Genomic DNA, 25503 nt, shown 5'->3' on the forward strand with positions numbered 1-25503 from the left:
TCTTATGATGTATGTAGAGGAATTCTAATGGAAGATATAACTTAACGCATTCATATTCTTCTTTACCTAGCACAGGGTAACGATATCATAAATTGCGTTCCTTCTCCTAAGGTGCTTTCCACAGCAATGATACCACTATGATTTTTAATAATTCTATAACTCACGGAGAGTCCAAGACCTGTTCCACTTTCCTTTGTAGTAAAGAATGGTTCAAACAAGCGCGCCAATGAGTTCTGATCCATTCCCTTCCCATTATCAGCTATGTTAATCCGCACATGATCGTTAAGAACTTCAACATGTATTTGGATCATTCCAACGTGATCATGACTCAAACCATCAATCGCATCCATGGCATTTTTAATAATATTTAATATGACTTGCTTTATTTGCTTCACATCAACCGATATATAAGCAGATTCTATTACTTCATGAAGGATAATTTGGCAACCTTTCATTAACGCTTCGCTCTCCGTAAGCAAGACCACTTGCTTCAACAACGATGAGACATTAATAACAGACATTTGAGGAGCTGTTGGCTTAGATGAGTTTAGAAATTCACATATGATGTCATTCGCCCGATCGATTTCCATTAAAATGATTTTTGCATATTCATCTTTTCCCAGCTGAAGTAAGTTAGGGCGTAATAATTGGATAAATCCACGTATCGCTGTCAATGGATTTCTAATTTCATGTGCAATGGAAGCCGATATTTTACCCAACATAGCTAGTTTATCATTCTGATATGCTGACTCTTCAATTTGTTTGTAATCCGAGACATCCTTAGCGCTCAGTAAAAAGTCACCATCCATTTGATCTCCGTACGTTACTGTGAGCAACCAATCACGCCCCCGTTCATCACGAAGTTCATGATGTCCTTTACGTAGAAAGATCGTTTCCCTGTAGATCCGCAATAATTTTCTCTTATTTAGTCGACTTAACTGCGGATGTCTTAATATTTCTATTAAAGAACAACCTATTAAAGATGAACGAGATATTTCAAAAAGCTTGGCCATCTGCACATTAATAAACGTAAGTATTCCATAGCTATTAAAAAGAATAATTCCACTATCAAGATGTTCTAATACATTCTCATACTTATTCTTTAATAGTTGTGATGATTGAAAATCCTGAGGAGATCTTAATAATGTATCTTGGACTTCTCTCAACTTTATTCCTCCCTCTTCATTGAAAGTGAACATCAACTAAGTAATAAGAATATTTTCATTTATTTCCATATTTCATCACATACCAATCATAGACAGACTATTAGAAGAACGTCAATCAGAAATTCTGTCGAAAAAGATAAGATAAAGGGTTCCTTTCAAATATAATACCAAAACAAAAAAAAGGGACCTCCGCATAAGCGAGTCCCCTAATATAATTCCATATATTTAATACTATTGTTAAGTCTTATGTCGAAGACGAATTCTACGCTGACTCATCACTGCAAGTCTTGTTTTAAGTTCTCTTTCCCACTTCTCATCTTCCATCTTCTTCGCAACAACGAGTAAATCCAAAGCCATGTCAATCTGATTCTGAACGATATGATTTGGATCCTCAGTTTCACGGTTAACAACATTCTCGAAAATTTCATCCTCATCTTCTGTTACATAATCTTGAAAGTCAACCTCGAATGCGCCGTCCCCATGTGCATATTCTGCAAGGATTTCATATTCATTCTCTACCTTATAATGAACCTCCACCCGCTGGCAAACTGGACACAGAAGTAGGGGAACATTATGGACTTGAGTGCGGTAATGCTTTAGGGTCCCCTTCGTACCAACCATACTCGCTCCACAGCAAAAACTCATGATCGCTCACCCTCCTCGATTTCTTCTTTCTTGCTTTAAAATATTCGTTCAACAGGTTAACAATTCCTCTTTTTTATGAAAAACCCCCTTACCTGGCACTACATAGCCAGATAAGAGGGAGTTTCACAGTAAGTAATTTATCAAAAAGGCTATTCAAAAAAGAACAATCCACGAAGTGCAATACCTTCTTCTTCTTCGATAAGGATACCGTAATCACTAGCAAGCTTCTTCGTTGATTTCTGCTTTATAAATGTTATCATTCACCGAAAACAAAGTCAATATTATAGGAGTTATTATTTTATATTTATTATAAATAGACTATTTCTTCATTGCAGCTAGTATTAAATCACCCATTTGACTCGTGCTGATCGCCTTACTCTTATCCACCGCGATATCACTAGTACGATGACCTGCATCCAATACTTCTTCTACCGCAGCCTCGATGGAGTTGGCAGCATCTTCGTATCCGAATGTTAGACGGAACATCAATGCAAGGGATAGAATCGTTGCAATGGGGTTAGCCAATTGTTGTCCAGCAATGTCTGGTGCAGAACCATGGACTGGTTCATACAAACCGTAGCTTCCTTCTCCCATTGAAGCTGAAGATAACATACCGATAGATCCCGTCAGCATCGCTGCTTCATCACTCAGAATATCACCGAACATATTCTCTGTAACGATAACGTCAAAACTTGATGGGCGACGCAGTAGTTGCATTGCACAGTTATCTACTAGAATGTGTTCCAACTCTACATCTGGGTATTCCGGAGCTACACGGTTCACAACTTCACGCCATAGGCGGGATGTTTCAAGAACGTTCGCTTTATCAACAGATGCAAGCTTCTTACGTCTCTTCTGAGCAATTTCAAAAGCCTGACGAACGATTCGCTCGATTTCTACTACATTATAAACACATGTATCTACTGCTTCCTCACCATGTTCACCTTGGCGTCTCAATTTCTCACCGAAATAGATACCACCTGTTAATTCGCGTACGACCATTAGGTCCGTTCCTTCAAGAACTTCAGGTTTCAATGTGGAAGCATCTTTCAAACAATCAAATACGACAGCTGGGCGAAGATTAGAGAAAAGTCCAAGTTCTTTACGAATACCGAGCAATCCAGTCTCAGGTCGAAGTTCCTTAGGGTTGTTATCCCATTGAGGTCCGCCAACTGCTCCCAGTAGAACAGCATCTGCATTCTTACAAACATCCAATGTATGTTGTGGAAGCGGTGTTCCCAATTGATCAATCGCGATTCCACCGAATAATGCATGCTCCGTTTCGAAAGAATATCCAAACAGTTCTTCTGTACGTTTCAATACCTTTTCTGCTTCTGCAACAACTTCAGGTCCAATTCCGTCTCCAGAAATAACCGCTATTTTCTTTACTTCAGACATTATTATCGCTCCTCTTTTATCATCTGCACTGTTGTATTTCACCTATATATTGTTGTATCATACTTCATATTGATTTGACAAAGATATAGAATCTATGAGATTGATAGTTTATGCCTATAAGACACACGAAGATGCAGCTCCTGTCGATGATAAGCCATGACAGAGCCGCATTTATCGTGTCTTAGTTCAATGCAATGACTACAGGTTCACATTTTCACGATTACTAAAGGTCTTACGTTTATCTAACAGTTGATTCAATGCATCCACATAAGCACGCGCACTGGCCTCTAGAATATCTGTGCTCAATCCTCGTCCCTGTGCAGCAACATCATTTTGGGTTAGTAGCACATGCACTTCTCCAAGTGCATCCTTCCCATGAGAAACTGACTTTATCGAATAATCTGAGAGTGTTACATCTTCCTGTGTTGCTTTATCGATGGCATTATAGATCGCATCTACAGATCCATTACCTTCTGCCTCTTCGATAATTACTTGATCCTGTTCCTTCACGATACGTACTTTTGCGGTTGGAGTCGACTCATTTCCGTATGTTACATAAAGTGTTTCAAGCTTAAATACTTCTGGTGTATCCACAAGTCTTTCTTCTAACAGAGCAAGTAGATCATCATCAGATACTTCCTTCTTCTTATCTGCAAGGTCTTTGAATTTAGCAAAAGTATCATTCAAGCGTTGATCATCCAACTCATAACCTAAGTCGATTAGCTTCTCCCGGAATGCATGCCGCCCTGAGTGCTTACCAAGAACGAGCTTACTCTCCTTCAGACCAATGGATTCTGGCGTCATTATTTCATAAGTAGTTTTCTCTTTGAGCATACCGTCTTGATGGATTCCTGATTCATGAGCGAACGCATTCGCTCCTACAATCGCCTTGTTTCCAGGAACAACCATGCCTGTTAATTTACTAATTAAACGACTTGTACGAGCAATCTCAGTCAATTGAAGACCCGTTGTAGCATTAAAGAATGATTCACGTGTAGCTAACGCCATAGCCACTTCCTCAATGGCCGTATTCCCTGCACGTTCACCAATCCCATTAATCGTCCCTTCAATCTGGTCTGCACCGTTCTGAATGGCCGCCAATGTATTGGCCGTAGCCATACCAAGATCGTTATGACAATGCGCACTCAATTGAATCTTCTCAATATCCGGAACATTTTCTTTGAGAAACTTGAAGATCGCTCCATATTCAGATGGATTCAAATAGCCGACCGTATCTGGAATGTTAACGACAGATGCGCCTTCTTTAATGGCCATACTAACCATCTCAGCCATGAAGTCATATTCCGTGCGACCCGCATCCTCTAGTGAAAATTCAATCTTGGAGAAATACTTACTAGCATATCTTAGCGCAGATTGTGCAGTTTCTAGTACTTGTGACTTTTCCATCCGTAGTTTGTACTTTCTATGAATCGGTGAAGTTGCTAGGAAAATGTGTATACAAGGATCCTGAGCTCCGATCAACGCTTCACGAACAGCATCAATATCTGTTTCCCGTGAGCGGCTAAGTCCGATGACCGACACATCCTTAACGGCTTTAGCGACGGCATTTACCGCTGCAAGATCACCAGGGGATGCGGCTGGAAAACCTGCTTCCATTCGATCGATTCCTAACCTTTCAAGTTGGAGGGCAATTTCCACCTTCTCACGCGCATTCAAATTCACACCTGGAGACTGCTCACCATCTCTTAGCGTGGTGTCAAAAATATAAATTTTCCGCATAACCGACACCTCCTTCACAAGTATAAATCGTAACTATGAAAGAAATTCCAATGCGGATCACGCATATGTGCACGACCGCATTGGAATACCTTTATCACTTTATTACTCCAATGCCTTAAAGCATATATCTAGCACAAGGCATGCAGTTGCTGTACTATTTCTTACTCCAGTGCATCATTTCACGCAACTGCGATCCAACTACTTCAATTGGATGATTAGCTTCATTGCGACGTGTTGCATTCATGAACGCATTATTAGATTGGTTCTCAAGAATAAAGTCACGTGCGAATTTACCTTGTTGGATATCATTCAATACTTCCTTCATTGCCTTCTTCGTATCTTCTGTGATTACACGCGATCCAGTTACATAATCACCATATTCTGCAGTGTTCGAAATCGAATCACGCATACTAGCCATACCACCTTCATAAATCATGTCTACGATCAATTTCATTTCGTGTAGACATTCGAAATAAGCCATTTCAGGTGCATACCCAGCTTCAGTTAAAGTTTCAAATCCTGCTTTAATTAATGCTGTCACTCCACCACATAGAACAGCTTGTTCACCGAATAGATCTGTTTCTGTTTCTTCACGGAATGAAGTCTCGATAACACCAGCACGTGTACAACCAATTCCTTTAGCATAAGCTAAGCCGATTTGTTGTGCTCTACCTGTTGCATCTTGCTCAATAGCGATCAATCCAGGAACACCAAATCCTTCTTCATAAGTACGACGAACCATATGACCAGGTGATTTAGGTGCTACTAGAAGCACGTCATTTCCTTCTGGAGCAACAATTTGTCCGAAATGAATATTGAAACCATGAGAGAACATTAGTGTAGCGTCTGATTTAAGATTTGGTTTAATCTCATTATTGTATACAGAAGCTTGTGTTTCATCAGGCATAAGAATTTGTACGACATCTGCACGACGAGTTGCTTCAGCTACTGAAAGAACCTCGAAGCCATCATTTTTAGCTTTCACGGATGATTTACCTTCACGAAGTCCGATAACCACATTCACGCCACTATCGCGTAGGTTTTGTGCTTGTGCGTGTCCTTGGCTACCATAACCAATCACCGCTACCGTCTTTCCTTTCAATACGTTAAGATCTGCATCTTGCTCATAATAAGTTGTAACTGCCATGTTTATTAGTCCTCCTTTAATTTTTAAAGAACCCTCTATGATGAATTCAAAATTGTCATATATCAATTTTGAATTCAACTTTAAAGAACGGGTGTTTCAAAGATTCACTTCCAGTGACCCCTGTGAACCTCTCAAACGCCCGCTCTTTAAAAGCGGGTCTCTATTTTTTCATACTCATACTACACGTTTCCACGAGTCATTGCTGTAACGCCAGTTCGAGATAGTTCACGGATACCATAGGGTGTTAACAATTCAATCATAGCATCTATTTTACCCGAATCTCCAACCACTTGGACCATCAAACTATTCGAACCAATATCTACTACGGATGCACGGAACGTCTCCACTACCCCTAGAATTTCCGGGCGTTCAGATGTTTCAGCTTTCACTTTAATTAGAGCTAGTTCACGACCCACCATTGGTTTGGAACCCAAATTAATAACTTTGATGACATCGATTAACTTATATAACTGCTTCTCAATCTGTTCAAGTGTCTTGTCATCGCCAAGTGTTACAACAACCATACGTGATAATCCAACTTCTTCCGATTGTCCAACGGTGATACTTTCAATATTGAACCCCCGTCTTCCAAAAAGTCCAGAGACTCTTTGCAATACGCCTGGTTGATCATTTACAAGTATTGAAATCGTATGTCTCATACTCATATTCACTCATCCCCCATCAACATTTGATCAATGGTCGATCCTTGAGTAACCATCGGATATACATTCTCATGCTTGTTAACTACGAAATCCAATAGAACTGGACCTGGAGTATCAAGTGCTTCTTGCCATGCAATCCGTGCTTCCTCTTTAGTCGTTGCCCGAAGACCCTTCACACCATAAGCTTCGGCTAATTTCACAAAATCAGGGCTTCCAGCAAGGTCAATGTGACTATACCGGTTATCGTATATTAGCTCTTGCCATTGTCGTACCATACCGAGTACCTGATTGTTAATGATTACAATTTTAACAGGAATATTATTTATAGCACAAATCGCTAGTTCCTGCGAACACATTTGAATACCTCCATCTCCGTTTATGGAGATAACGAGACGTTCTGGTTGGGCCATCTGTGCGCCGATCGCTGAAGGAAGACCGTAACCCATCGTACCAAGTCCACCTGAAGTAATCCATGATCTTGGCTTATTAAATTTGTAGTACTGCGCTGCCCACATTTGGTGCTGTCCTACATCTGTTGTAACTATTGCTTCACCTTTGGTTGTTTCGTTCAACATTTCGATAACCCATTGTGGCTTCAATACATCTTCTGAATCCGTATATCTAAAAGGATATTCTAATTTCCATTGTTGAATTAGAGTTCTCCAAGCGTCCGCTTTATTAGCACGACTCACCATTGGATTGATCAGCTCAAGAACAGTCTTCACATCGCCGACAATAGGAATATCTACCGCCACATTCTTACCAATCTCCGCAGGATCAATGTCAATGTGAACAATTTTGGCATGTGGTGCAAAACCATTCAACTTGCCTGTTACCCGGTCATCAAACCGAGCTCCAATATTAATCAGAAGATCACATTGTTGAATCGCATTATTCGATGCGTAGGTACCGTGCATTCCTGGCATCCCCGTCCATAATTCATGGCCGCTTGGAAATCCACCAAGTCCAAGAAGTGTCGTCGTAATTGGAATACCAGTGCGGGTTGCAAATTCATACAGTTCATCGTGAGCCCCTGAGTAGATTACGCCTCCACCTGCTAATATATAAGGACGTTCTGCTTCACTAATCGCTTCCGCTAGCTTCTCTAATTGTAACTTATTAGGTACAGTGCGTGGGCTATATCCACGTACATTGGTAGTTTCACTTGGCTTGAACATCGTCATAGCCGCTGATACATCCTTAGGAATATCAATCAACACTGGACCTTTACGTCCTGTATTCGCTATATGAAATGCTTCATGAATCACTCTAGGCAAGTCTTCTACATCTCTTACTAGATAACTATGTTTGGTAATCGGTAGCGTGATACCTGTAATGTCAGCTTCTTGAAAAGCATCCGTTCCGATTAAAGTTGTAGCAACGTTCCCCGTAATAACTACCATAGGCACAGAATCCATATAAGCTGTAGCAATTCCTGTCACCAGGTTAGTTGCTCCTGGTCCAGATGTTGCAATACACACACCTACCTTACCGCTAGCACGTGCATACCCATCTGCTGCATGAATCGCTCCTTGTTCATGACGAGTCAATAAGTGCTTGAACTCTTTGTAATTATACATGGCATCGTAAATGTAAAGCACTGCCCCTCCTGGATAACCAAATACACATTCAACATCCTCCAGAAGAAGGCTACGTAGCAATATTTCCGAGCCGCTAATGACTTCCGGTTTCATCCATTTCTCTCGTAATTGCTCGATCGACGTCAGTTCAGGGTTTTTCTCGCTCATCAGTCATCCTCCTAATCAAGATTGTTATTATTTTGAAACAAAAAAACCTTCCATCCTCCACTACAGACTTATCTCTGTGTGAGGGACGAAAAGTTAGATTTTCCGTGGTACCACCCATGTTTGCCCTGTATTTCGCAACACAAAGCCTTGTCAAGTATACTTAAATATACCTGTAGCCCTATAACGTGGACCAGTCGATTCTCCCTAATAAGCATTCCTGCCTTTCAGGAGAACAGCTCCGAGGTGAGCTCGTATAAAAGGGGTTTTGGTGGAGGTTGCAGCAATTCCTCTCACTCTCTGAACAAAAGAGCCCTTAAAACTTCGTCCTCTTCATTGCTGATTAAATATACTCGTTAAAATGTTACAAGTATTATATGATTCATCTACCCGTATAGTCAATACCCTTAATTTATTAATTCATTTAATTCCGTCATCTTATCCCATTTCTACCCTCCAATTGTAGCACACAATCCCTGATATAGCACATATGATGAATTGGATTAACTCATCATAAACTGCATAGCGAAGGGAGAACATGTTGGATGATCCGATACAGAAGACCCAAGCAAGATGATGCTATTATTATACATTTAATTGAATCTGAACTTGTCCCATTATCTAGTATGAGTACTACACAAATTATTGAGATCAAGAATCATATTCCACAACGATTAACCCAAGGAGTAACTCTTGTAGCTTCTGTTTACTACGAAGATGACCCCGTAGGATTTGTTCATTTCATGTTACACGGCGACCTTCTTTATATCGATATGTTGGCCGTTGCACCCGCTGCGCAGCGTAAGCGCTGGGGGAACATACTAATGGCTCACGCAGAACGCTTTGCGCAATCACGTGGATGCAGACGGTCTAAAGTCATGGTAGACATTGTTAATAAAAACGGACTTGCTTTTTATAAAAAATTAGGATACTCCATTACCAAAGTACACTCATCAACGAAATATTATGAAATGGAAAAGTTACTACTCCATTAGGCAGGATCAAAAGAAATACCCAGGTGGATAAACTCCGCCACCTCAATAGTTATTTCCATAATTACCATAGTTAACGTAATTTCCATAAGGACTATAGTTGCCATAAGGACTATAGTTGCCATAAGGGCCATTTCCTACACCGTTTACACCGTTCACACCGCTCACACCATTTCCAAACCCGGTCACGTATGGTGATATTCCAATGGCCAATAAATCAAATAGCACCAAAGGAATGATAGCTTTAGTCTGCATTTTTTTTCTAGCATTACGCTGCAATATGAGACGATTCCCCGAAATCCTCAGCAATTTACCAGTAACGAGAGTTCCGTCCTTTTTGGTAGCTACAATATTTTTCCCTACCCATCTTTGCGCCTGAGCCTTCGTTACAGAATGTTTCATGTATTCCCTCCTCCTATGGCTTCCAATTCAGTGTATTCTTATAAATACTCTAACGCTTGTTCATTAGCCCTAATTATGTATTTCCTTAGCTATATTCCTTTTTGTGTGAACGCAAAAAAAGGATCACGCTAACTACACAGAATGAACAAGTATTTCTCTAGTTCAATCCAAATAGCTCTAGTTGTCCCTTATAGGTTCTTCATCTCTTCTGCGTTGCAGGTGCTTAAACATAGAACCCAATGCCATGTAGGCATTGGGTTCTATGTTTATTGTTACAATAAACTACGCGTTAATCTTTTCTTTAGCAACCGCTGCAATAGAGTTAAATGCAGTGATATCATGAACCGCTAGATCAGCAAGCATCTTACGGTTAATATCAACACCAGCTATTCTCAAACCATGCATTAACTTGCTGTAAGACAATCCGTTCAAACGTGCAGCCGCATTGATACGTACAATCCATAGTCTACGGAAATTACGCTTTGTTTGACGACGATCACGGTATGCATAAACCAATGATTTCATTACTTGCTCATTTGCTGTTTTAAAGATACGGTGTTTCGATCCGAAATAACCTTTAGCGAGTTTCAATACCTTTTTATGTCTACGACGAACGACAAATCCGCCTTTTACTCTTGCCATATTAGTAAACCTCCCGAATAAATGTTGTTAATTACTTCAAATTGGATAGACCTTGCTTCAAACGTCTAACGTCCCCTGCTGCCATTACTGGGTTTGTGCCAAGCACACGTTTTTGACGTTTGGATTTATGTGATAAAAGATGGTTTTTGAACGCTTTATAGCGCATTACTTTACCTGTTCCGGTAATCTTGAAGCGGCCTTTTAGACTGCTATGAGTTTTCATTTTAGGCATTATAGTTCCTCCTTAGGATTATTGAGTTTTAGGAGCCAATATCATAATCATACTGCGTCCCTCAAGTCTAGGGTGACGCTCAATAGTTGAAAGCTCAACTACCTCTTCTTTTACACGTTCAAGAATCTTCTGGCCAATGCTTGCATGTGCAATTTCACGTCCACGGAAACGCACAGAACATTTAACCTTGTCGCCTTCTTTTAAGAATTTAACGACATTACGAAGCTTCGTTTGGTAATCATGCTCGTCAATGTTAGCGCGGAACCAAACTTCTTTCGTATCCACGATCTTTTGGTTCTTACGAGCTTCTTTATCTTTCTTCTGCTGTTCATAGCGGAACTTACCGTAATCCATGATGCGGCACACCGGCGGTTTCGCCTGAGGCGCTACATTTACCAAATCGAGATTAAGATCCGTTGCCATCTGCAGTGCTTCACGAATCGGCGTAATTCCGATTTGTTCTCCCTCTGCTCCCACCAAGCGGACCTCTTTGGCCCGAATTTCGTCATTGATCATATGTTCCTTACTGATAACCGTCCACCTCCAAATTTAATTCAATTCCTATCTCCAAAATTCCATTCAAAAAAACAAATAAAGGGATGCTGGTTTTTCCTCCCAGCATCCCTATGATCAATTATTCATGAAATATCCCATTCATAAATCATCGGATCAAATACCAGCCAACATACGTTGGTCAGGTGAGAAGCTGGTGCCTCTGCTTAAATCCAAATATTCGTTTAACACGCTTGAATAATATATCATCTCACTCACAGTGATGTCAAGTATTATTGTTATACTTGCTTACTTTGTACTACCTCTTCCATTCTCATAACTCGAGTATGTTCCGTATGGCTCCACTGCTTGTTGTTCTGTGTAAAGAAAGCATAGACCGTAATAGGGTACCAAGAGATCAAGTAAATCGGAAAGAAGATTAGATATTGATAGACCTTTTTAAAAGTTACTTTCTCTAATACCAATGCAGCAAAGAATGTTAGAATATTAGCAGAAATAGCTACAACACTTAACCATATTGGTAAATAGCCATAGATATTGGCAATGTTAGGACCATTAAGAAAGGCCATATCCACCCACATCGTCGCTGTCATCAGAAACGTAAGAAGTACGATGTACACATTGACTCCATACAATGCTAAGTCAAATTTAACAAGGCTTCTTTCCTTAATACTTTGCCATAACAGTGGAAAGAAATATTTACGTGCCACTGTAAAGTGACCTTGCATCCAACGAAGACGTTGTCTTGATGAAGCTTTGAACGTGATCGGTTTCTCATCAAATACTTTGGCATCATAATTGAATTTAGGATAAACACCGTTTTGGACGCTACGCATTGTAAATTCTAGATCTTCAACCAAACTTGTCGCTCCCCAGCCCATTTCCTTTAACAATTTTGTTTCAAAGCACATCCCCGTGCCGCCTAGAAAGTTAGCCATATTCATATTGTGCCGAGATAGTTGCCACAAGCGATTGATGTACCAATATGAAATTCCGTACGCCGCAGTAATCCATGAATCTTCAGGATTCTTAGTATCAATATACCCCTGAACAACACGTGCACCTGAGTTCAAATCATCATTCATTTCACTCAAAAAGTTAGGAGCTGCCAAATTATCAGCATCAAACATAACAACTGCGTCATATTGACGCGGCAACTTCCAAAGCTCCTTCAACATCCATTCAATGGCATACCCTTTACCTCGAAGATTCTTGTTCGTACGCACACAAGCCTGCATACCATGCTCTCGCACGATAGCTGCTGTTCTGTCCGTGCAATTGTCGCAAATGACAAAAACATCATACAATTCTTTTGGATAATCTAAATTTTTCAGATTCTCCATTAGTGCCCCAACAACTTGTTCTTCGTTATGTGCTGCAACTAAGACAGCAAATGATTTGGTTGCTTGGAAAGATTCCTTTTTCTTTTTTCTGTGCAGACCTAATAAAGAAAAAGTAAATTGGTACAGACCTACAAAAGCCAAAATGATCTGAATCGCAACAAAAATAGTATCTAACAACATTCTTTAAAGCCCCCTTTTTTAACCCTTAGCACCTTTTTCTCTAATGATGCTATTTACTCTTTTCTTTATCTCTATTTGAAACTGTATTAATATTGTACGTTTTTGTTTCTTTTGTCAAAAAGTGTTTAGCTCATTCTTGCCCATTATTAATATAAAAATCGCTATTTACCGTTATAATAAGGTCACTATCTCATCTTCATGAAGATTTACTTCTTATTTTCGTCCATTTGCTTCTTAAATTTTGTTTCACATCCTAAATTTATTATTCTTTAATTGTTTAATTATTAAGTAGCTTATCCTATCTATACAGAGGTAACCAGTAACGACAAAATTGAAACATATTTGAACCTAGTATGTGAATATAATTATAAGTGTACTTTTTTATGAGGGCGGAAGTCAAAATTCACTGGACTTTATCATAGCTAGTTAAAAAACTTATCACAAAATATAACAGAAATTAAAAATATGATACAATGAATGTTGTCCGCATTAATTCATAAGGATGACCGCTTTCAAATAAACGCCATGGCCTCGAGCCATAGGGGAGAAATTACATGAGAGAACTCACCTATAAACTTCTAAAATTGGATCAACAGATATTTCAATGGATTAACGGTCGACTTCATAATCGCATCCTAAACTTTTGGCTATTTTATCTTACGAATTTAGGTGGAGCTACATTTACTATTGGTATTAGCTTATTAGCTTGGGTATTCGCACCACTGCCATGGAGTGTCGCTGGTTCACAGGCGGCTGTTGCACTTGCCATTAGTCATATTCCCGTTGCTATTGCCAAGAAACTATATCCACGAATCCGACCTTATCTCGCTATTCCAGAGACGCGCACATTCCGTAATCCTTTGAGTGATCATTCATTCCCATCGGGTCATACGACTGCAGCATTCTCTACAGCAGTTCCTTTCATCATAGCTTTTCCAGAAATGATGCCATTATTTCTTAGTCTCAGTGCAGTAGTCGGTTTCTCAAGAATTTATCTTGGGCTTCATTACCCTTCAGATGTCCTTGCAGGAGCAGTTATTGGTACTTCCATAGCGGCAATTACTGTTGCAATATGGTCTTAAAGTCGCTATGGTGATGATATGGAAAACCTTGCAGGAATAGGTGAGTTTAAATTGAATAAAAAAAGAGTATTGTTGTTATCAGAAGGTTTTGGTGCTGGGCATACTCAAGCGGCCTACGCACTCTCGAGCAGTCTGCGCAAACTATCTCCTGATGTGAACACAAAAGTAATCGAACTTGGAAGTTTCTTGAATCCCAGAGTTGCTCCCTTAATTATAACAGCATATAAAAAAACGATTACTTCCCAACCTCGGTTGATCGGGATGATGTATAAATACCAATATAAGAAATCACTTAATCGCTTGACAACATTAGCACTTCATCGTATTTTTTATACTCATACTAGAGTTGTTGTGAAGCAACTTCGACCTGATATCATCGTCTGTACTCACCCCATCCCAAGCGCTGTCATTTCTCGTCTGAAGCGTTTAGGCGTTACCGTTCCGTTATGCACCGTGATTACAGATTATGATGCACATGGCACTTGGATTAGCCCTGAAGTGGATCAATTTCTTGTTTCCACTCCTGAGGTGAAGTATAAACTAATGAGCAGAAATGTCCCGTCATCCAAAATACAAGTAACTGGAATTCCGATACATCCTAACTTTTGGGAACATCCAAGTAAGGAAAGCATACGGCAGAAATTCCAATTAAATGATATGCCTACGGTATTAGTTATGGCAGGTGGATGGGGAATCATTAGTGATGATGTTATCAATGACTATCTCGTACAGTGGAGCGATCGTATTCAAATCATATTCTGTCTTGGAAGTAACGATAAGGCTCTTCATAAAATGATGTCTAATCCTCAGTATAAGCATCCTAACATTCATATATTCGGTTTCATCCGAGAGATCGACCAACTAATGGAGATTTCAGATGTGCTTGTGACTAAGCCTGGTGGAATGACATGCTCAGAGGGATTATCAAAGGGTATCCCGATGCTCTTCCATCTCCCTATCCCCGGTCAGGAGGAAGAGAATTCTCAATACTTCACTTCGCTGGGATTAGGAGAAACCATTACCTCCGTCGGTGTTATGGAGAAATGGGTACATAAACTGATATATGAGTATCCAAAAGTCAGTACCGATAGACAGGAGAATCTCAAGACCATCGATAAGTATCATCCGATGCAAAGTGCTAAAAGTATCATCGAAATGCTTGAACAAACGGGTTGTCCCATTAGTCATTAATCATGGCTAGGGACAACCCGTTTGTTTGTTGGTGTAGGATACCGCTACCAGTGGTTATCAATCACTTATTTTGTATGATATTAAGCTTCAATATCGGGCTTGTTCTCTTGGAGACGGTATTTCTTCAATCGCTCCGCCTGATATCGCTGTAGCGATTGCTCCCCAACCATAACCTCACAGCGATAAATATTCATCCCTTGACCTACAAATTTCGATTCATACTCCGTCATGACGTTCCATTCCGGAATACCTTCACGGTGTAGATCAAGGGATATGTTGTTCATTTGCAATCCAACATCTGCAAATGAGTTTAAAGAAAATTCAAACAATGTTAGTGAATCCGTTTTGAGGTGGATTTCCCCATTTGAATTCAGAATCGAGGCATACTTTTCTAAGAAACGTGGATGTGTCAGACGACGTCTTCCGTGCTTAGCCTTTGGCCACGGATCACTGAAATTGAGATATACGCGCTCCAACTCATCTACTTCAAATACTTCATCAGCATACTCTGCATTAGCAAACGCCAATCGAAGATTAGGAGGAAGTTTAATTTGCTGCTCAGACCAAGCATCGATTGCTTTCTCACTCGCGCGTCGAATCAATTCATCGTACACATCAATACCTATAAAATTAATTTCCGGATTTTTTATGCTCATCTGACTAATAAATTGACCTTTTCCCATCCCAAATTCAACATGGATTGGATGATCATTTCCAAATAAGGATGCCCATTTCCCTTTATATTCTTTCGGATCCAGAATAACAAGTTCCTTCTGCTCTTCTAGATTTTCCCTTATACCTTTTCTACCACGTAAACGCATGTTTTCCCTCCGCTTTCAATATCTTCGCTATTGCAATATTGTGCCGAACTTCTAGCCAAATGTAAAGAGGTTGTCGAAAAAGGAACCCTATTTCTCTTGAGTTACAATAAAATACATAATTATCTATTATTTATATATGGAATTGGGGTCCAACAACTTCATAATTAACTTATTATGTTAACTTCCTTAGCATTGCTCACATTACTTTTATTCTTTTTTTTGATATAATAGTTGCGGCATGTCTTAATAATGTAAGTTCATAAAGGAGCAACTCATGAATCATTCAACAGCGGCTAACCCATTACTATGGGGGGATAAGAGATTTCATACATGGAACTACGAAATGCACCAACAGTTTAATGATAAAGTATTCAAAGTCATGCTTGATGCTGGTTTTACATGCCCGAACCGTGATGGCTCCATCGCTAAAGGAGGCTGTACCTTCTGTAGCGCTAGGGGGTCCGGAGACTTTGCAGGTAGTAGACGAGATGATTTAGTCACTCAATTCAATACGATACGTGATAAGCAACATCTCAAATGGCCTAACGCACAATATATTGGCTATTTCCAAGCTTATACGAACACTTATGCACCTGTAGAAGAGTTAAGGGAGTATTTTGAAGTTATTTTAAAACAACCAGGGGTTGTAGGATTATCCATCGCTACTCGTCCAGACTGTCTGCCAGATGACGTCGTTGAGTACTTAGCTGAGCTAAATGAACGAACTTATCTATGGGTCGAGATGGGGCTTCAGACGATCCATGATTCTACTTCTGAACTGATTAATCGCGCACATGACACACAAGTCTACTTAGACGCAGTTGAGAAACTGCGTAAGCACAATATTCGTGTTTGTACTCATATCATTTACGGGCTTCCGCAAGAAAACCATGAAATGATGCTTGAAACAGGGCGAGCTGTTGCTCAAATGGACGTTCAGGGTATTAAAATTCACTTATTGCATCTTATGCGCAAAACACCTATGGTCAAGCAATATGAAGCTGGTCTGTTACGCTTCTTAGAGAAAGATGAATACGTCAAGCTTATCATTGATACATTAGAAATATTGCCTCCCGAAATGGTCGTTCATCGGCTTACTGGAGATGCACCAAGAGATCTACTAGTCGGCCCGCTGTGGAGCCTGAAGAAGTGGGAAGTTCTGAATGCCTTCGATGCTGAGCTTAAAGAGCGAGATACTTGGCAAGGAAAGTATTGGAGGAACGTTTGATATGGGCTTTCTCTCCGTCCTCAGCTTCGCTCATAGATTAGTCTCCGAACGGCTACGACCAGGGGATATTGCTGTTGATGCTACTATAGGAACTGGTTCAGACACTCTATTTTTGGCGCAAGCAGCAGGCCTTAAAGGACATGTCTTTGGATTCGATATTCAGGCAGAGGCCGTTACCCTCACCGAGCAGAGACTAACTCAAAGTTCAGTCTCTGTCATAGCACCCGTCACTTTATTTCTTAAGAGCCATGCTTGCATGAATGATGTGATCCCACAAATCCATCATGGAAAGATTGCTGCCATCATGTTTAACCTTGGATATTTGCCTTCAAGTGCTTCTAATAAAGAGATTATAACGATGACAGACAGCACCATCACAGCACTTCAGGCAAGTCTTGAGCTGCTGCGTCCTGGAGGTATTATAACAGTCGTTTTATATCCGGGACATCCCGGAGGCGATTTAGAATCTGAGGCTGTACGACAATGGGCTTCCAATATCCCTCAATCTATCGCACAATCTATCATCTACCAACAACTACAGCGTTTAGATGCACCTTTTATCATAGCTGTAGAAAAGAAATCACATAACAAACTCAAATCGAGAGGATGATTTATTATGATTAAACCTTATCCATTACAATTCCAACCTGAATTTAAAGAGCGTGTATGGGGTGGTCGAGCACTCGAACAATTCGGTCTTGAGCTTCCAGACGGTCATATCGGAGAAGGATGGATGATCGCAGATCATCCAAATGGCACAAGCCAGGTCATGAATGGCGAACTTTCCGGATTAGGATTAGATCAAGTACGCGAACAATTGGGCAAGGAATGGTTCGGAAGCAAAGGGTTCTCCGAGGTCAACGGACGTTTTCCTCTACTTATTAAACTACTCGACTGTAATGACGACTTATCTGTACAAGTTCACCCAACAGATGAATATGAAGGACTACCAAAGGGTGAATTAGGTAAAACTGAAATGTGGTATGTGCTTGATGCCAAACCAGGTTCCAAAATTATATATGGATTAAACGATGGCGTTACACGAGAAAGCTTGCAACAAGCCATCACTAATGGAAACATTACAGATAGCCTCAGAGAGGTATCTGTCGCGGCAGGAGATACATTCTACATCCCTGCAGGCACAGTTCATGCGCTCTGTGCAGGCGTAGTCGTCGCTGAAATTCAGCAGAATTCGGACACAACATACCGTCTATATGACTATAATCGTCCAGGTCTCGATGGCAAACCACGCGATTTACATATTGAAGATTCCTTGAATGTTATAGCTTACGAGGGCTCAGGTGCCACAACCATGAAGACCGATTCTGCCGTACCTGGCGAATGGTTGGAGCTGGCCAATTCCCCCTATTTTATTGTTGAAAAAGGTATTGTATCTGGAAGTTGGCCCCTCACAACCACATCTGCTAGCTTTGCAATTCTTGTCATTTGTGAAGGCCAAGGGACATTGAAATGGAACGATGGATCTTTAGACTATAAAGCGGGACAATGTTTCTTATTACCTGCGAACTTACTTCATTATGAACTAGAGGGAAATGCAACAGTTCTACGCTCTTATCTTCCTTAAATCTTTAGAGGTACAATCGGTTATTGATTGATATTGTGGGGGTGGTATCTGTTGAACGAACGTTCATTTACGCTAATTAATCAGCAAGGAATGACCCTACACATCTACGAGTGGCTTCCTGAGGTATCCGTTCCATTAAAAGGTCTTATTCAGATTGTCCATGGTATGGCAGAAACGGCAGACCGCTATGCTAGAGTCGCTTCATCCCTTTGTGAATCAGGCTATGCCGTCTATGCTCATGACCAACGAGGTCATGGCAAGACTGCCAAGAGTATGGATGAGATAGGACATACTGGCGTGGATGGCTTCCATGGAATGGAGAAAGATATTCTTGAGGTAAGCTCTTTCCTTAAAGATAAGTATGCAGATATCCCTCATTATTTATTGGGACATAGTATGGGGTCATTTCTAACACAGCAAATCATCGAGAATCATGGCGAAGCATATTCAGGTTTTATATTATCGGGTACGAATGGCCCGAGCCCGAACCTTGGCATAGCTAAAATTTTGGCTCAGTTTCAGGTTAAACTCCAAGGTGCATCCCATCGTAGTCTGATGCTCAATGCAATCATATTCGGACGGTATGATCAAGGGATAACACCTGTACGCACCGCATTTGATTGGTTATCTCGAGATGAGGATGAAGTGGACAAGTATATTAATAATCCATATTGTGGTCAGGTATGTACCGCTGGATTCTTCCGTGACTTCTTCCAATTGTTACAGAACATACAGAAGCCAGCTAGTTATCGGAATATTCCTAGAGATAAACCTATCTATTTATTTGCAGGTGATCGTGACCCCGTTGGCTTGTATGGAAGGGGTGTCACTAAGCTTCATGAAATATACCTGAAGTTAGGAATGAAGGATGTCGAATGTCGACTATACCCTGGCGGAAGACATGAAATGCTAAATGAAATCAATCGTGATGAAGTTATTGCTGATCTGCTGGATTGGTTGGAACGACATACTTGATGAAAAGTTACTATTGTGGGTGGGAAGGAAGCTTATGCTTCCGATGCTAGCGATACTTCGTATCGCTTTCAGCTAGGGGCTACATCCGAAAGTCCCCACATCGATATGCTTTCTTATATTTTAAAAATAAAACAACGGCTGCATGTCCCTTAGGGAACATACAGCCGTTGTCTCATTCATAGCATATTCTTACGATAACGCCGCTGGTTCTAGCTTCCTCGTAAACCATCTAGGGCGCTGGCTCTCATCTTGCTGATAAAGAACAATCAACAATGTCTGCTGATCTCTTCTATCCGACACCACGCCATCCTCTTGCTGCAATAACTCATCCAGATCGAATGGGAGGACATCCATCACAGCATGTTTCAGTAGTCCTCGCTCATCTAACTGAAGTGCTTCAAATTCAGGGGATACTTGCTCTGGATACTCTACGAGTTCCTTCATGAACACCGACCATTTATCTTTGGTCAATCGAGAATCCCACCAAATGGTACGTGGCTTGTATTTGTGATTCAGGAAATAATCTAGCTTCATTAGGCCTAATATAATGTCCATCCGTCGGACGCCCCGGTGTTCGAGAAACTTATGAAGACGGAGGAACAGATCTTCCAGTTGATGTCCTATCTTCTGCCAACCTTGTCCTTCCCAGTAATCACCAAAGTCCTGGAAGAAGTCAAATGGAGAGTCGAATTCATTCTTCATAAGATACTTCAATGTGTGATCCATACGATGCGCATTCCAGTATTTCTCTAGCACATCTTCAAGTCGTTTCAAATGGATAATATCAGCAAAAGAAAGCTTATTGCTACTTAATATTTCATAAGGTGCGTATTCCATATACTTATACTCATATTTATCCGCATCAATCCGGAGTCCTGTCCCTCTTAGCATTTTGAGGAATCCGAGTTGTAGTTCTTCCGGCTCCATAGCAAATACATCATTGAACGTTGTACGGAATGTATCGTAATCCTCATCTGGTAATCCAGCAATAAGATCGAGATGCTGGTCAATATTGCCGCTAGCTTTGATAGTGTTCACCGTACGCGATAGCTTCGTGAAATTCTGACGACGCTTCACAAGTTCATTCGTAATATCGTTCGTTGATTGCACGCCAATCTCGAAACGGAATATTCCTGGTGGTGCATTTTCAGCTAAATAATCTAATACCTCTGGTCGCATAATATCAGCGGTAATCTCGAATTGAAATACACAACCCCGGTGGTTATTCATAATAAATTCGAACATTTCCATCGCATAGTTACGATTAATGTTAAACGTGCGATCCAGAAATTTAATAATCTTCGCACCATTGTCGATCAGGTAAAGAATATCTGACTTCACCCGTTCAATATCGAAATAACGCACACCAACCTCTATGCTGGATAGACAGAATTGGCAACTAAATGGACACCCTCTACTCGTCTCAAAATAGACGATGCGCTTGCCTAAATCCGGAATATCCTCAGCGAAACGATATGGTGTTGGGAGTGTATTCAAATCACTCTTCGGACGTCCAGGATTAATAATAATCTCATTTCCCTTACGATAGGTTGCACCATATACGAAATGAAACTTCCGATCACCTTGAATCGTCTGTAACAAGTGATGCAATGTCTCTTCGCCATCGCCCATAACGATGTGATCGACATTCTGAATACGCTCCATCCAGTGCTGGGTATCATAAGAGACTTCTGGTCCACCTAACACAATCGTTACCTCTGGCATGACTTGTTTAACAATATCAACAACCTTAATGGTCTCTTCAATATTCCAAATGTAGCAAGAGAACCCGATAACGTCAGGCTTCCTTTGATATAGATCAGATACGATATTTATTACGGGATCTTTAATCGTATATTCAGCAAGTTCGATATCAAACTCTTTCTGGCTATATGCTTTTAACAACCTGATCGCCAGTGACGTATGAATATATTTAGCATTTAACGTAGATAAGACGACTTTCATTATTCACACACCCCTCATTTATTCGTAATCATCTATGAGTCCGTCCTGATTCAAGTTTTGAAAGAAATCTAGGAACGGCTTACCATATTTACGGAATTTCACTTCTCCAACACCTTTAATCTTTAGTATCTCTGACTCTGTCTGTGGACATACCACACTCATCTCACGCAGTGTTGCATCATTAAATATGATGTAGGATGGAACACGTTCCTTACCTGCAAGTTCACGACGAACGAGACGTAATTGTTCAAACACCGTCTCATTAACGGCCGATGGCGAGTCATCACGACCTCTATTCCTGACATATCCTCCTGCTGCTGTTCCGCTCGTCCGCGTTGGACGGGCTACTCGCTGCATGACCTGTCGTTGCCCTTTGAGTACTTCTGCAGCTAGAGGTTGTAGCTTCAATACGGGATACTGTCCTTCAGAGAGGGAGAGATATCCGTCCGAAGCCATCACATTAATCACTTCCGAAATATCCTTCTCCGTTCGATTGGACATCATCCCATAGGTTGGTAAGCTTTCGAAACCGTACTGCAATACTTTTTTATTCCGAGACCCTTTGAGCACAGAGGCTACCATGGATACACCAAATCGCTCACGCATACGGTGGATGCAGGAGAATATCTTCTGCGCATCCACCGTCATATCGACTAGCTCCCTCTCATCCGTACAAGAACTACATGTACCGCAGGGCTTGTCCTCATGTATCTCACCGAAATAATCTAACATCGCATTACGCAAACAGCGGTTAGTATAACAGTAATCTAGCATCTGCTGCAATTTGCGATAATCATTATGTTTGCGCTCATCATCCATCTGGTTCTGCTCAATCAGAAATTTCTGGGTCATGATATCCTGCCCACTGAACAAAAGGATACATTGGCTCGGTTCACCATCACGCCCCGCACGACCGGCTTCCTGTACATAGGCTTCCATATTCTTCGGCATGTTGTAATGGATGACGTAACGAACGTTAGATTTATCAATACCCATTCCAAATGCATTGGTCGCAACGATCACTCGAAGATCATCGTATAGAAATCCTTCCTGACTAGCTGCTCGATCTGCATCACTCATCCCCGCATGATAGCGGCCTACAGCAATGCCAGCGCTCTGAAGCCGCTCCGTTAGTTGATCTACATCCTTGCGTGTCGCTGCATAGATTATGCCTGTTTCATGGGCATGCTCAAGCGTATAAGTCATAACAAACTCACGTTTGTTCTCACCTCGTAGTACGGACATAGCCAAATTATCCCGTCCCAGACCCGTAACAAATACTTGTGGTTCCTCGAGACGCAGCAATTTCACAATATCATCCATGACTCCGGGAGTAGCTGTTGCAGTGAATGCAGCTACGATTGGCCGTTGTGACAAACCCTCTACAAATGGGGCAACAGCCAGGTAACTTGTGCGGAAATCATGCCCCCATTGAGAAACACAGTGTGCTTCATCTACTGCTACACAAGAAATGGGGAGATAAGACATTTCTTCACGGAACCAATCCAACTCTAATCGCTCGGGAGCCACATACAACAACTTAAGTTCTCCCTGCGCAGCAGCTCGAATTACTTCATTCACTTCTTTTCCACTAAGCGTACTATTAATAAATGCCGCAGAGATGCCCGCTGTTGTCAGTGCATCCACTTGATCCTTCATCAAAGAGATTAGCGGTGATACGACTATCGTCAGTCCGGGAAGCATCAATGCTGGGATTTGGTAACAGATGGACTTCCCTCCACCCGTTGGCATAACGCCCAGTGTATCTCGGCTATCTAATAGGCTTGATACAATATTTCTTTGACCTTCACGAAAATCCGGATAGCCATAATATTTCTGCAGATAATCCTGCGCTCGATCCAATGTCATTGCTTCCATTATCATCATGATTAACTCCTTACTATTTTGCTTGGTCTTGCAATACCGAACAAGCTATTTTCCTAGTTATACAAGTTTACTGGGGTTTGATGGATTGAGCAACCTTAGTTGAGGATTATGACGTTCTCTTGCATGGCATTACACCATTACTCATGGTATTATTGGACAGTAAACCACATGAGGATGGAGAATTCACGATATGAAGAATAAACAACGTTCTGGCCAAGGCCAACAACAATCTTATAATAAAACTAAACCCAAAGCATCACATCACAACAAACAAGCTCCTAACAAGCATTATACAGTGAATGAAAACTCTGAACTATTGGCATTCTTGCTAAATACGTTAACCAATATCGGACGTAACTCTGTTAAATCCATGCTTGCACGGGGACAAATCTTCGTGAATGGACGTGCGGAGACAGCTTATAATTTCCCCCTTCAACCGGGTCATACTGTAATGGTCTCTAAAGATAAGATCGAAGAAGAGATTCCACTTATTGGACTTCGCATTATGCATGAGGATGAGGACGTTATTGTCGTATACAAGGAAGCAGGCCTACTGTCTGTTGCATCATCGAAAGAAACTGAGCTGACGGCTTATCGCCAAATTACCGCTCATGTTCGAGAAAACAATCCAAACAATCGTATTTTTGTCGTCCATCGTCTTGATCGCGACACCTCAGGTGTCATGATGTTCGCCAAGAATGAGGAAGTGAAGCAGAAACTTCAAGATTCGTGGCAGGATATGGTCAAGGAGCGTACTTACATTGCATTGGTTGAAGGTAAGATTAAGAAGCCTGAAGGAACAATCACATCATGGCTCAAAGAAAGTAGCACATTAAAAATGTATTCAAGTCCTTATGCTAATGACGGCCAGTTAGCCATTACACATTATACAACCATTCAGACTAACAGCTACTTCTCCCTACTAAAAGTGAACCTCGAAACAGGGCGTAAGAATCAAATTCGTGTCCACATGCAGGATCTCGGTCATCCTGTCGCAGGAGATAAGAAGTATGGAGGTAAGACGAGAACGATCGGAAGAATGGGCCTTCACGCACAAGTGCTAGCTTTTGAACACCCAACTACAGGTGAGGTTATGACCTTCAAAACAGAGATCCCAAAAACTTTCCTTCATCCTTTCCGAGCTACACCCACTAATTAATTTCATTCATGAGAAACATTATCAATTAGAATAGAGATATGATACAATAGTGTTCGAATCCACCTGGTTGAAAAGGAGTAGAACATATGAATACTGTATCTGCGCAACACATCTCTTTGCAAATTGATGACTATTTAGACCTATTGAATCTCGCAAAAAGAGTCGAAGATCTTAAATGGCAAAAAGAAATCATTCGCAAACTCGAAAGAATGAACCATTCTACCTCTTTTTCTAACATACATCATTTCGAGCGCAATCATGTTAACCATTAATTGAGACTTTATACTTTTAAAATATGCTGATTCACAATTCCAATCTATAGAAAGGAGCATGCCGTTTGTATAGGCATGCTCCTTTTTTTGTAATGAATATGCTCCGACCCTACGTTGAATGACTATAAACTGACCAATAACTACTGATCGTATGTAACAGGCCCATCCCACTCCAACATGCCGCCTGACATATTTATCACCTTGTATCCTAGCTCCGTGAGATATTCGCAAGCTCTAGCGCTACGGCCACCGCTTCGGCATACTATAAGCGTTAATTGATCAGAGTCTAGCTCTGTATGACGTACTGGTAACGTCCCTAGAGCGATGTGTTTAGCTTGTGGAATATGTCCTGATTCCCATTCATCATCTTCACGAACATCAATAATCTCAAACTTATCACCTTCATTTAACTTTGCCAGAACCTCTTCAACATCCCATTCTTGGATGGGTAAATTATTCATATTTTTCACTCCTATTAACTCTTGTTAAATTACTGTATATCACCTTTATCATCGTAACACAATTTGTTCT

The 25503-nt window shown here is 40.9% G+C and carries 25 protein-coding genes; 9 read left to right on the forward strand and 16 right to left on the reverse strand.

Annotated features, from left to right (window positions below; genetic code table 11):
- Window positions 1–62 precede the first annotated feature (62 nt).
- The 7 genes from AC1TO9_RS11810 to ilvB form a co-directional block, all read right to left on the reverse strand.
- Window positions 63–1166 (reverse strand): ATP-binding protein, encoded by a 1104-nt coding sequence (locus AC1TO9_RS11810; protein ID WP_482059259.1) that lies wholly within the window; start codon window positions 1164–1166, stop codon window positions 63–65.
- A gap of 237 nt (window positions 1167–1403) precedes the next feature.
- A complete protein-coding gene (locus AC1TO9_RS11815) occupies window positions 1404–1811 on the reverse strand; it encodes a hypothetical protein (protein ID WP_482059260.1) in 408 nt (135 codons plus the stop codon).
- Between the two features lie 318 nt (window positions 1812–2129).
- Complete coding sequence (gene leuB, locus AC1TO9_RS11820) at window positions 2130–3209, reverse strand: 3-isopropylmalate dehydrogenase (protein WP_482059261.1); 1080 nt, start codon at window positions 3207–3209, stop codon at window positions 2130–2132.
- Window positions 3210–3407: 198 nt separating this feature from the next.
- Entirely contained in the window at window positions 3408–4949 is a 1542-nt protein-coding gene (locus AC1TO9_RS11825; RefSeq protein ID WP_482055440.1) for a 2-isopropylmalate synthase, read from the reverse strand.
- A 154-nt stretch (window positions 4950–5103) separates the two neighbouring features.
- Complete coding sequence (gene ilvC, locus AC1TO9_RS11830; protein ID WP_482055439.1) at window positions 5104–6096, reverse strand: ketol-acid reductoisomerase; 993 nt, start codon at window positions 6094–6096, stop codon at window positions 5104–5106.
- A gap of 179 nt (window positions 6097–6275) precedes the next feature.
- On the reverse strand, window positions 6276–6761 hold the full coding sequence (ilvN, locus tag AC1TO9_RS11835; protein WP_482055438.1) for an acetolactate synthase small subunit: 486 nt from the start codon (window positions 6759–6761) through the stop codon (window positions 6276–6278).
- Between the two features lie 2 nt (window positions 6762–6763).
- Entirely contained in the window at window positions 6764–8506 is a 1743-nt protein-coding gene (ilvB, locus tag AC1TO9_RS11840; RefSeq protein WP_482055437.1) for a biosynthetic-type acetolactate synthase large subunit, read from the reverse strand.
- 542 nt (window positions 8507–9048) lie between these two features.
- Here ilvB and AC1TO9_RS11845 point away from each other — a divergent pair.
- Window positions 9049–9498 (forward strand): GNAT family N-acetyltransferase, encoded by a 450-nt coding sequence (locus tag AC1TO9_RS11845; protein ID WP_482059262.1) that lies wholly within the window; start codon window positions 9049–9051, stop codon window positions 9496–9498.
- A gap of 42 nt (window positions 9499–9540) precedes the next feature.
- On the opposite strand, the gene AC1TO9_RS11850 is transcribed toward AC1TO9_RS11845, so the two are convergent.
- From AC1TO9_RS11850 to AC1TO9_RS11870, 5 genes are all read right to left on the reverse strand, one after another.
- Window positions 9541–9897, reverse strand: coding sequence for a hypothetical protein (locus AC1TO9_RS11850; RefSeq protein ID WP_482059263.1), 357 nt, complete (start codon window positions 9895–9897; stop codon window positions 9541–9543).
- Window positions 9898–10179: 282 nt separating this feature from the next.
- The gene (rplT, locus tag AC1TO9_RS11855) at window positions 10180–10539 is read right to left on the reverse strand and encodes a 50S ribosomal protein L20 (protein ID WP_482055434.1); all 360 of its coding nucleotides are present in this window, start codon (window positions 10537–10539) and stop codon (window positions 10180–10182) included.
- 31 nt (window positions 10540–10570) lie between these two features.
- Window positions 10571–10771, reverse strand: coding sequence for a 50S ribosomal protein L35 (gene rpmI, locus AC1TO9_RS11860; RefSeq protein ID WP_482055433.1), 201 nt, complete (start codon window positions 10769–10771; stop codon window positions 10571–10573).
- An 18-nt stretch (window positions 10772–10789) separates the two neighbouring features.
- Window positions 10790–11287 carry a translation initiation factor IF-3 gene (gene infC, locus AC1TO9_RS11865; protein WP_482055432.1) on the reverse strand — a complete coding sequence of 166 codons (498 nt, stop codon included), beginning with the start codon at window positions 11285–11287 and terminating at the stop codon, window positions 10790–10792.
- A gap of 275 nt (window positions 11288–11562) precedes the next feature.
- Window positions 11563–12804, reverse strand: a complete 1242-nt coding sequence (locus AC1TO9_RS11870; protein WP_482059338.1) for a glycosyltransferase family 2 protein — start codon at window positions 12802–12804, stop codon at window positions 11563–11565.
- 557 nt (window positions 12805–13361) lie between these two features.
- On the opposite strand from AC1TO9_RS11870, the gene AC1TO9_RS11875 reads away from it, so the two are divergent.
- Together AC1TO9_RS11875 and AC1TO9_RS11880 are read left to right on the forward strand one after the other, a co-directional pair.
- Entirely contained in the window at window positions 13362–13889 is a 528-nt protein-coding gene (locus AC1TO9_RS11875) for a phosphatase PAP2 family protein (protein ID WP_482055431.1), read from the forward strand.
- A gap of 51 nt (window positions 13890–13940) precedes the next feature.
- The gene (locus tag AC1TO9_RS11880) at window positions 13941–15080 is read left to right on the forward strand and encodes an MGDG synthase family glycosyltransferase (RefSeq protein WP_482055430.1); all 1140 of its coding nucleotides are present in this window, start codon (window positions 13941–13943) and stop codon (window positions 15078–15080) included.
- An 80-nt stretch (window positions 15081–15160) separates the two neighbouring features.
- On the opposite strand, the gene trmB is transcribed toward AC1TO9_RS11880, so the two are convergent.
- The gene (trmB, locus tag AC1TO9_RS11885) at window positions 15161–15901 is read right to left on the reverse strand and encodes a tRNA (guanosine(46)-N7)-methyltransferase TrmB (protein WP_482055429.1); all 741 of its coding nucleotides are present in this window, start codon (window positions 15899–15901) and stop codon (window positions 15161–15163) included.
- Between the two features lie 274 nt (window positions 15902–16175).
- Here trmB and mnmL point away from each other — a divergent pair, with 274 nt between their 5' ends.
- The 4 genes from mnmL to AC1TO9_RS11905 are packed head-to-tail and all read left to right on the forward strand — an operon-like array spanning window position 16176 to window position 19689.
- Window positions 16176–17129, forward strand: a complete 954-nt coding sequence (gene mnmL / locus AC1TO9_RS11890) for a tRNA modification radical SAM protein MnmL/YtqA (RefSeq protein ID WP_482059264.1) — start codon at window positions 16176–16178, stop codon at window positions 17127–17129.
- Window position 17130: 1 nt separating this feature from the next.
- Window positions 17131–17739 (forward strand): tRNA 5-(aminomethyl)-2-thiouridylate-methyltransferase MnmM, encoded by a 609-nt coding sequence (mnmM, locus tag AC1TO9_RS11895; RefSeq protein WP_482055668.1) that lies wholly within the window; start codon window positions 17131–17133, stop codon window positions 17737–17739.
- 6 nt (window positions 17740–17745) lie between these two features.
- On the forward strand, window positions 17746–18714 hold the full coding sequence (locus tag AC1TO9_RS11900) for a type I phosphomannose isomerase catalytic subunit (protein WP_482059265.1): 969 nt from the start codon (window positions 17746–17748) through the stop codon (window positions 18712–18714).
- Window positions 18715–18765: 51 nt separating this feature from the next.
- On the forward strand, window positions 18766–19689 hold the full coding sequence (locus AC1TO9_RS11905) for an alpha/beta fold hydrolase (RefSeq protein WP_482055426.1): 924 nt from the start codon (window positions 18766–18768) through the stop codon (window positions 19687–19689).
- 189 nt (window positions 19690–19878) lie between these two features.
- Here AC1TO9_RS11905 and AC1TO9_RS11910 read toward each other — a convergent pair whose 3' ends face one another.
- Together AC1TO9_RS11910 and recQ are read right to left on the reverse strand one after the other, a co-directional pair.
- Window positions 19879–21654 (reverse strand): B12-binding domain-containing radical SAM protein, encoded by a 1776-nt coding sequence (locus AC1TO9_RS11910; RefSeq protein WP_482055425.1) that lies wholly within the window; start codon window positions 21652–21654, stop codon window positions 19879–19881.
- Between the two features lie 18 nt (window positions 21655–21672).
- Window positions 21673–23538 (reverse strand): DNA helicase RecQ, encoded by a 1866-nt coding sequence (gene recQ / locus AC1TO9_RS11915; RefSeq protein WP_482055667.1) that lies wholly within the window; start codon window positions 23536–23538, stop codon window positions 21673–21675.
- Between the two features lie 193 nt (window positions 23539–23731).
- Here recQ and AC1TO9_RS11920 point away from each other — a divergent pair, with 193 nt between their 5' ends.
- A complete protein-coding gene (locus tag AC1TO9_RS11920; RefSeq protein WP_482059266.1) occupies window positions 23732–24700 on the forward strand; it encodes an RluA family pseudouridine synthase in 969 nt (322 codons plus the stop codon).
- 86 nt (window positions 24701–24786) lie between these two features.
- On the forward strand, window positions 24787–24972 hold the full coding sequence (locus tag AC1TO9_RS11925; protein WP_482055423.1) for a hypothetical protein: 186 nt from the start codon (window positions 24787–24789) through the stop codon (window positions 24970–24972).
- Window positions 24973–25112: 140 nt separating this feature from the next.
- Here AC1TO9_RS11925 and AC1TO9_RS11930 read toward each other — a convergent pair whose 3' ends face one another.
- On the reverse strand, window positions 25113–25433 hold the full coding sequence (locus AC1TO9_RS11930; protein WP_482055422.1) for a rhodanese-like domain-containing protein: 321 nt from the start codon (window positions 25431–25433) through the stop codon (window positions 25113–25115).
- Window positions 25434–25503: the final 70 nt, after the last annotated feature.

Source organism: Paenibacillus sp. Y916, assembly GCF_056786435.1.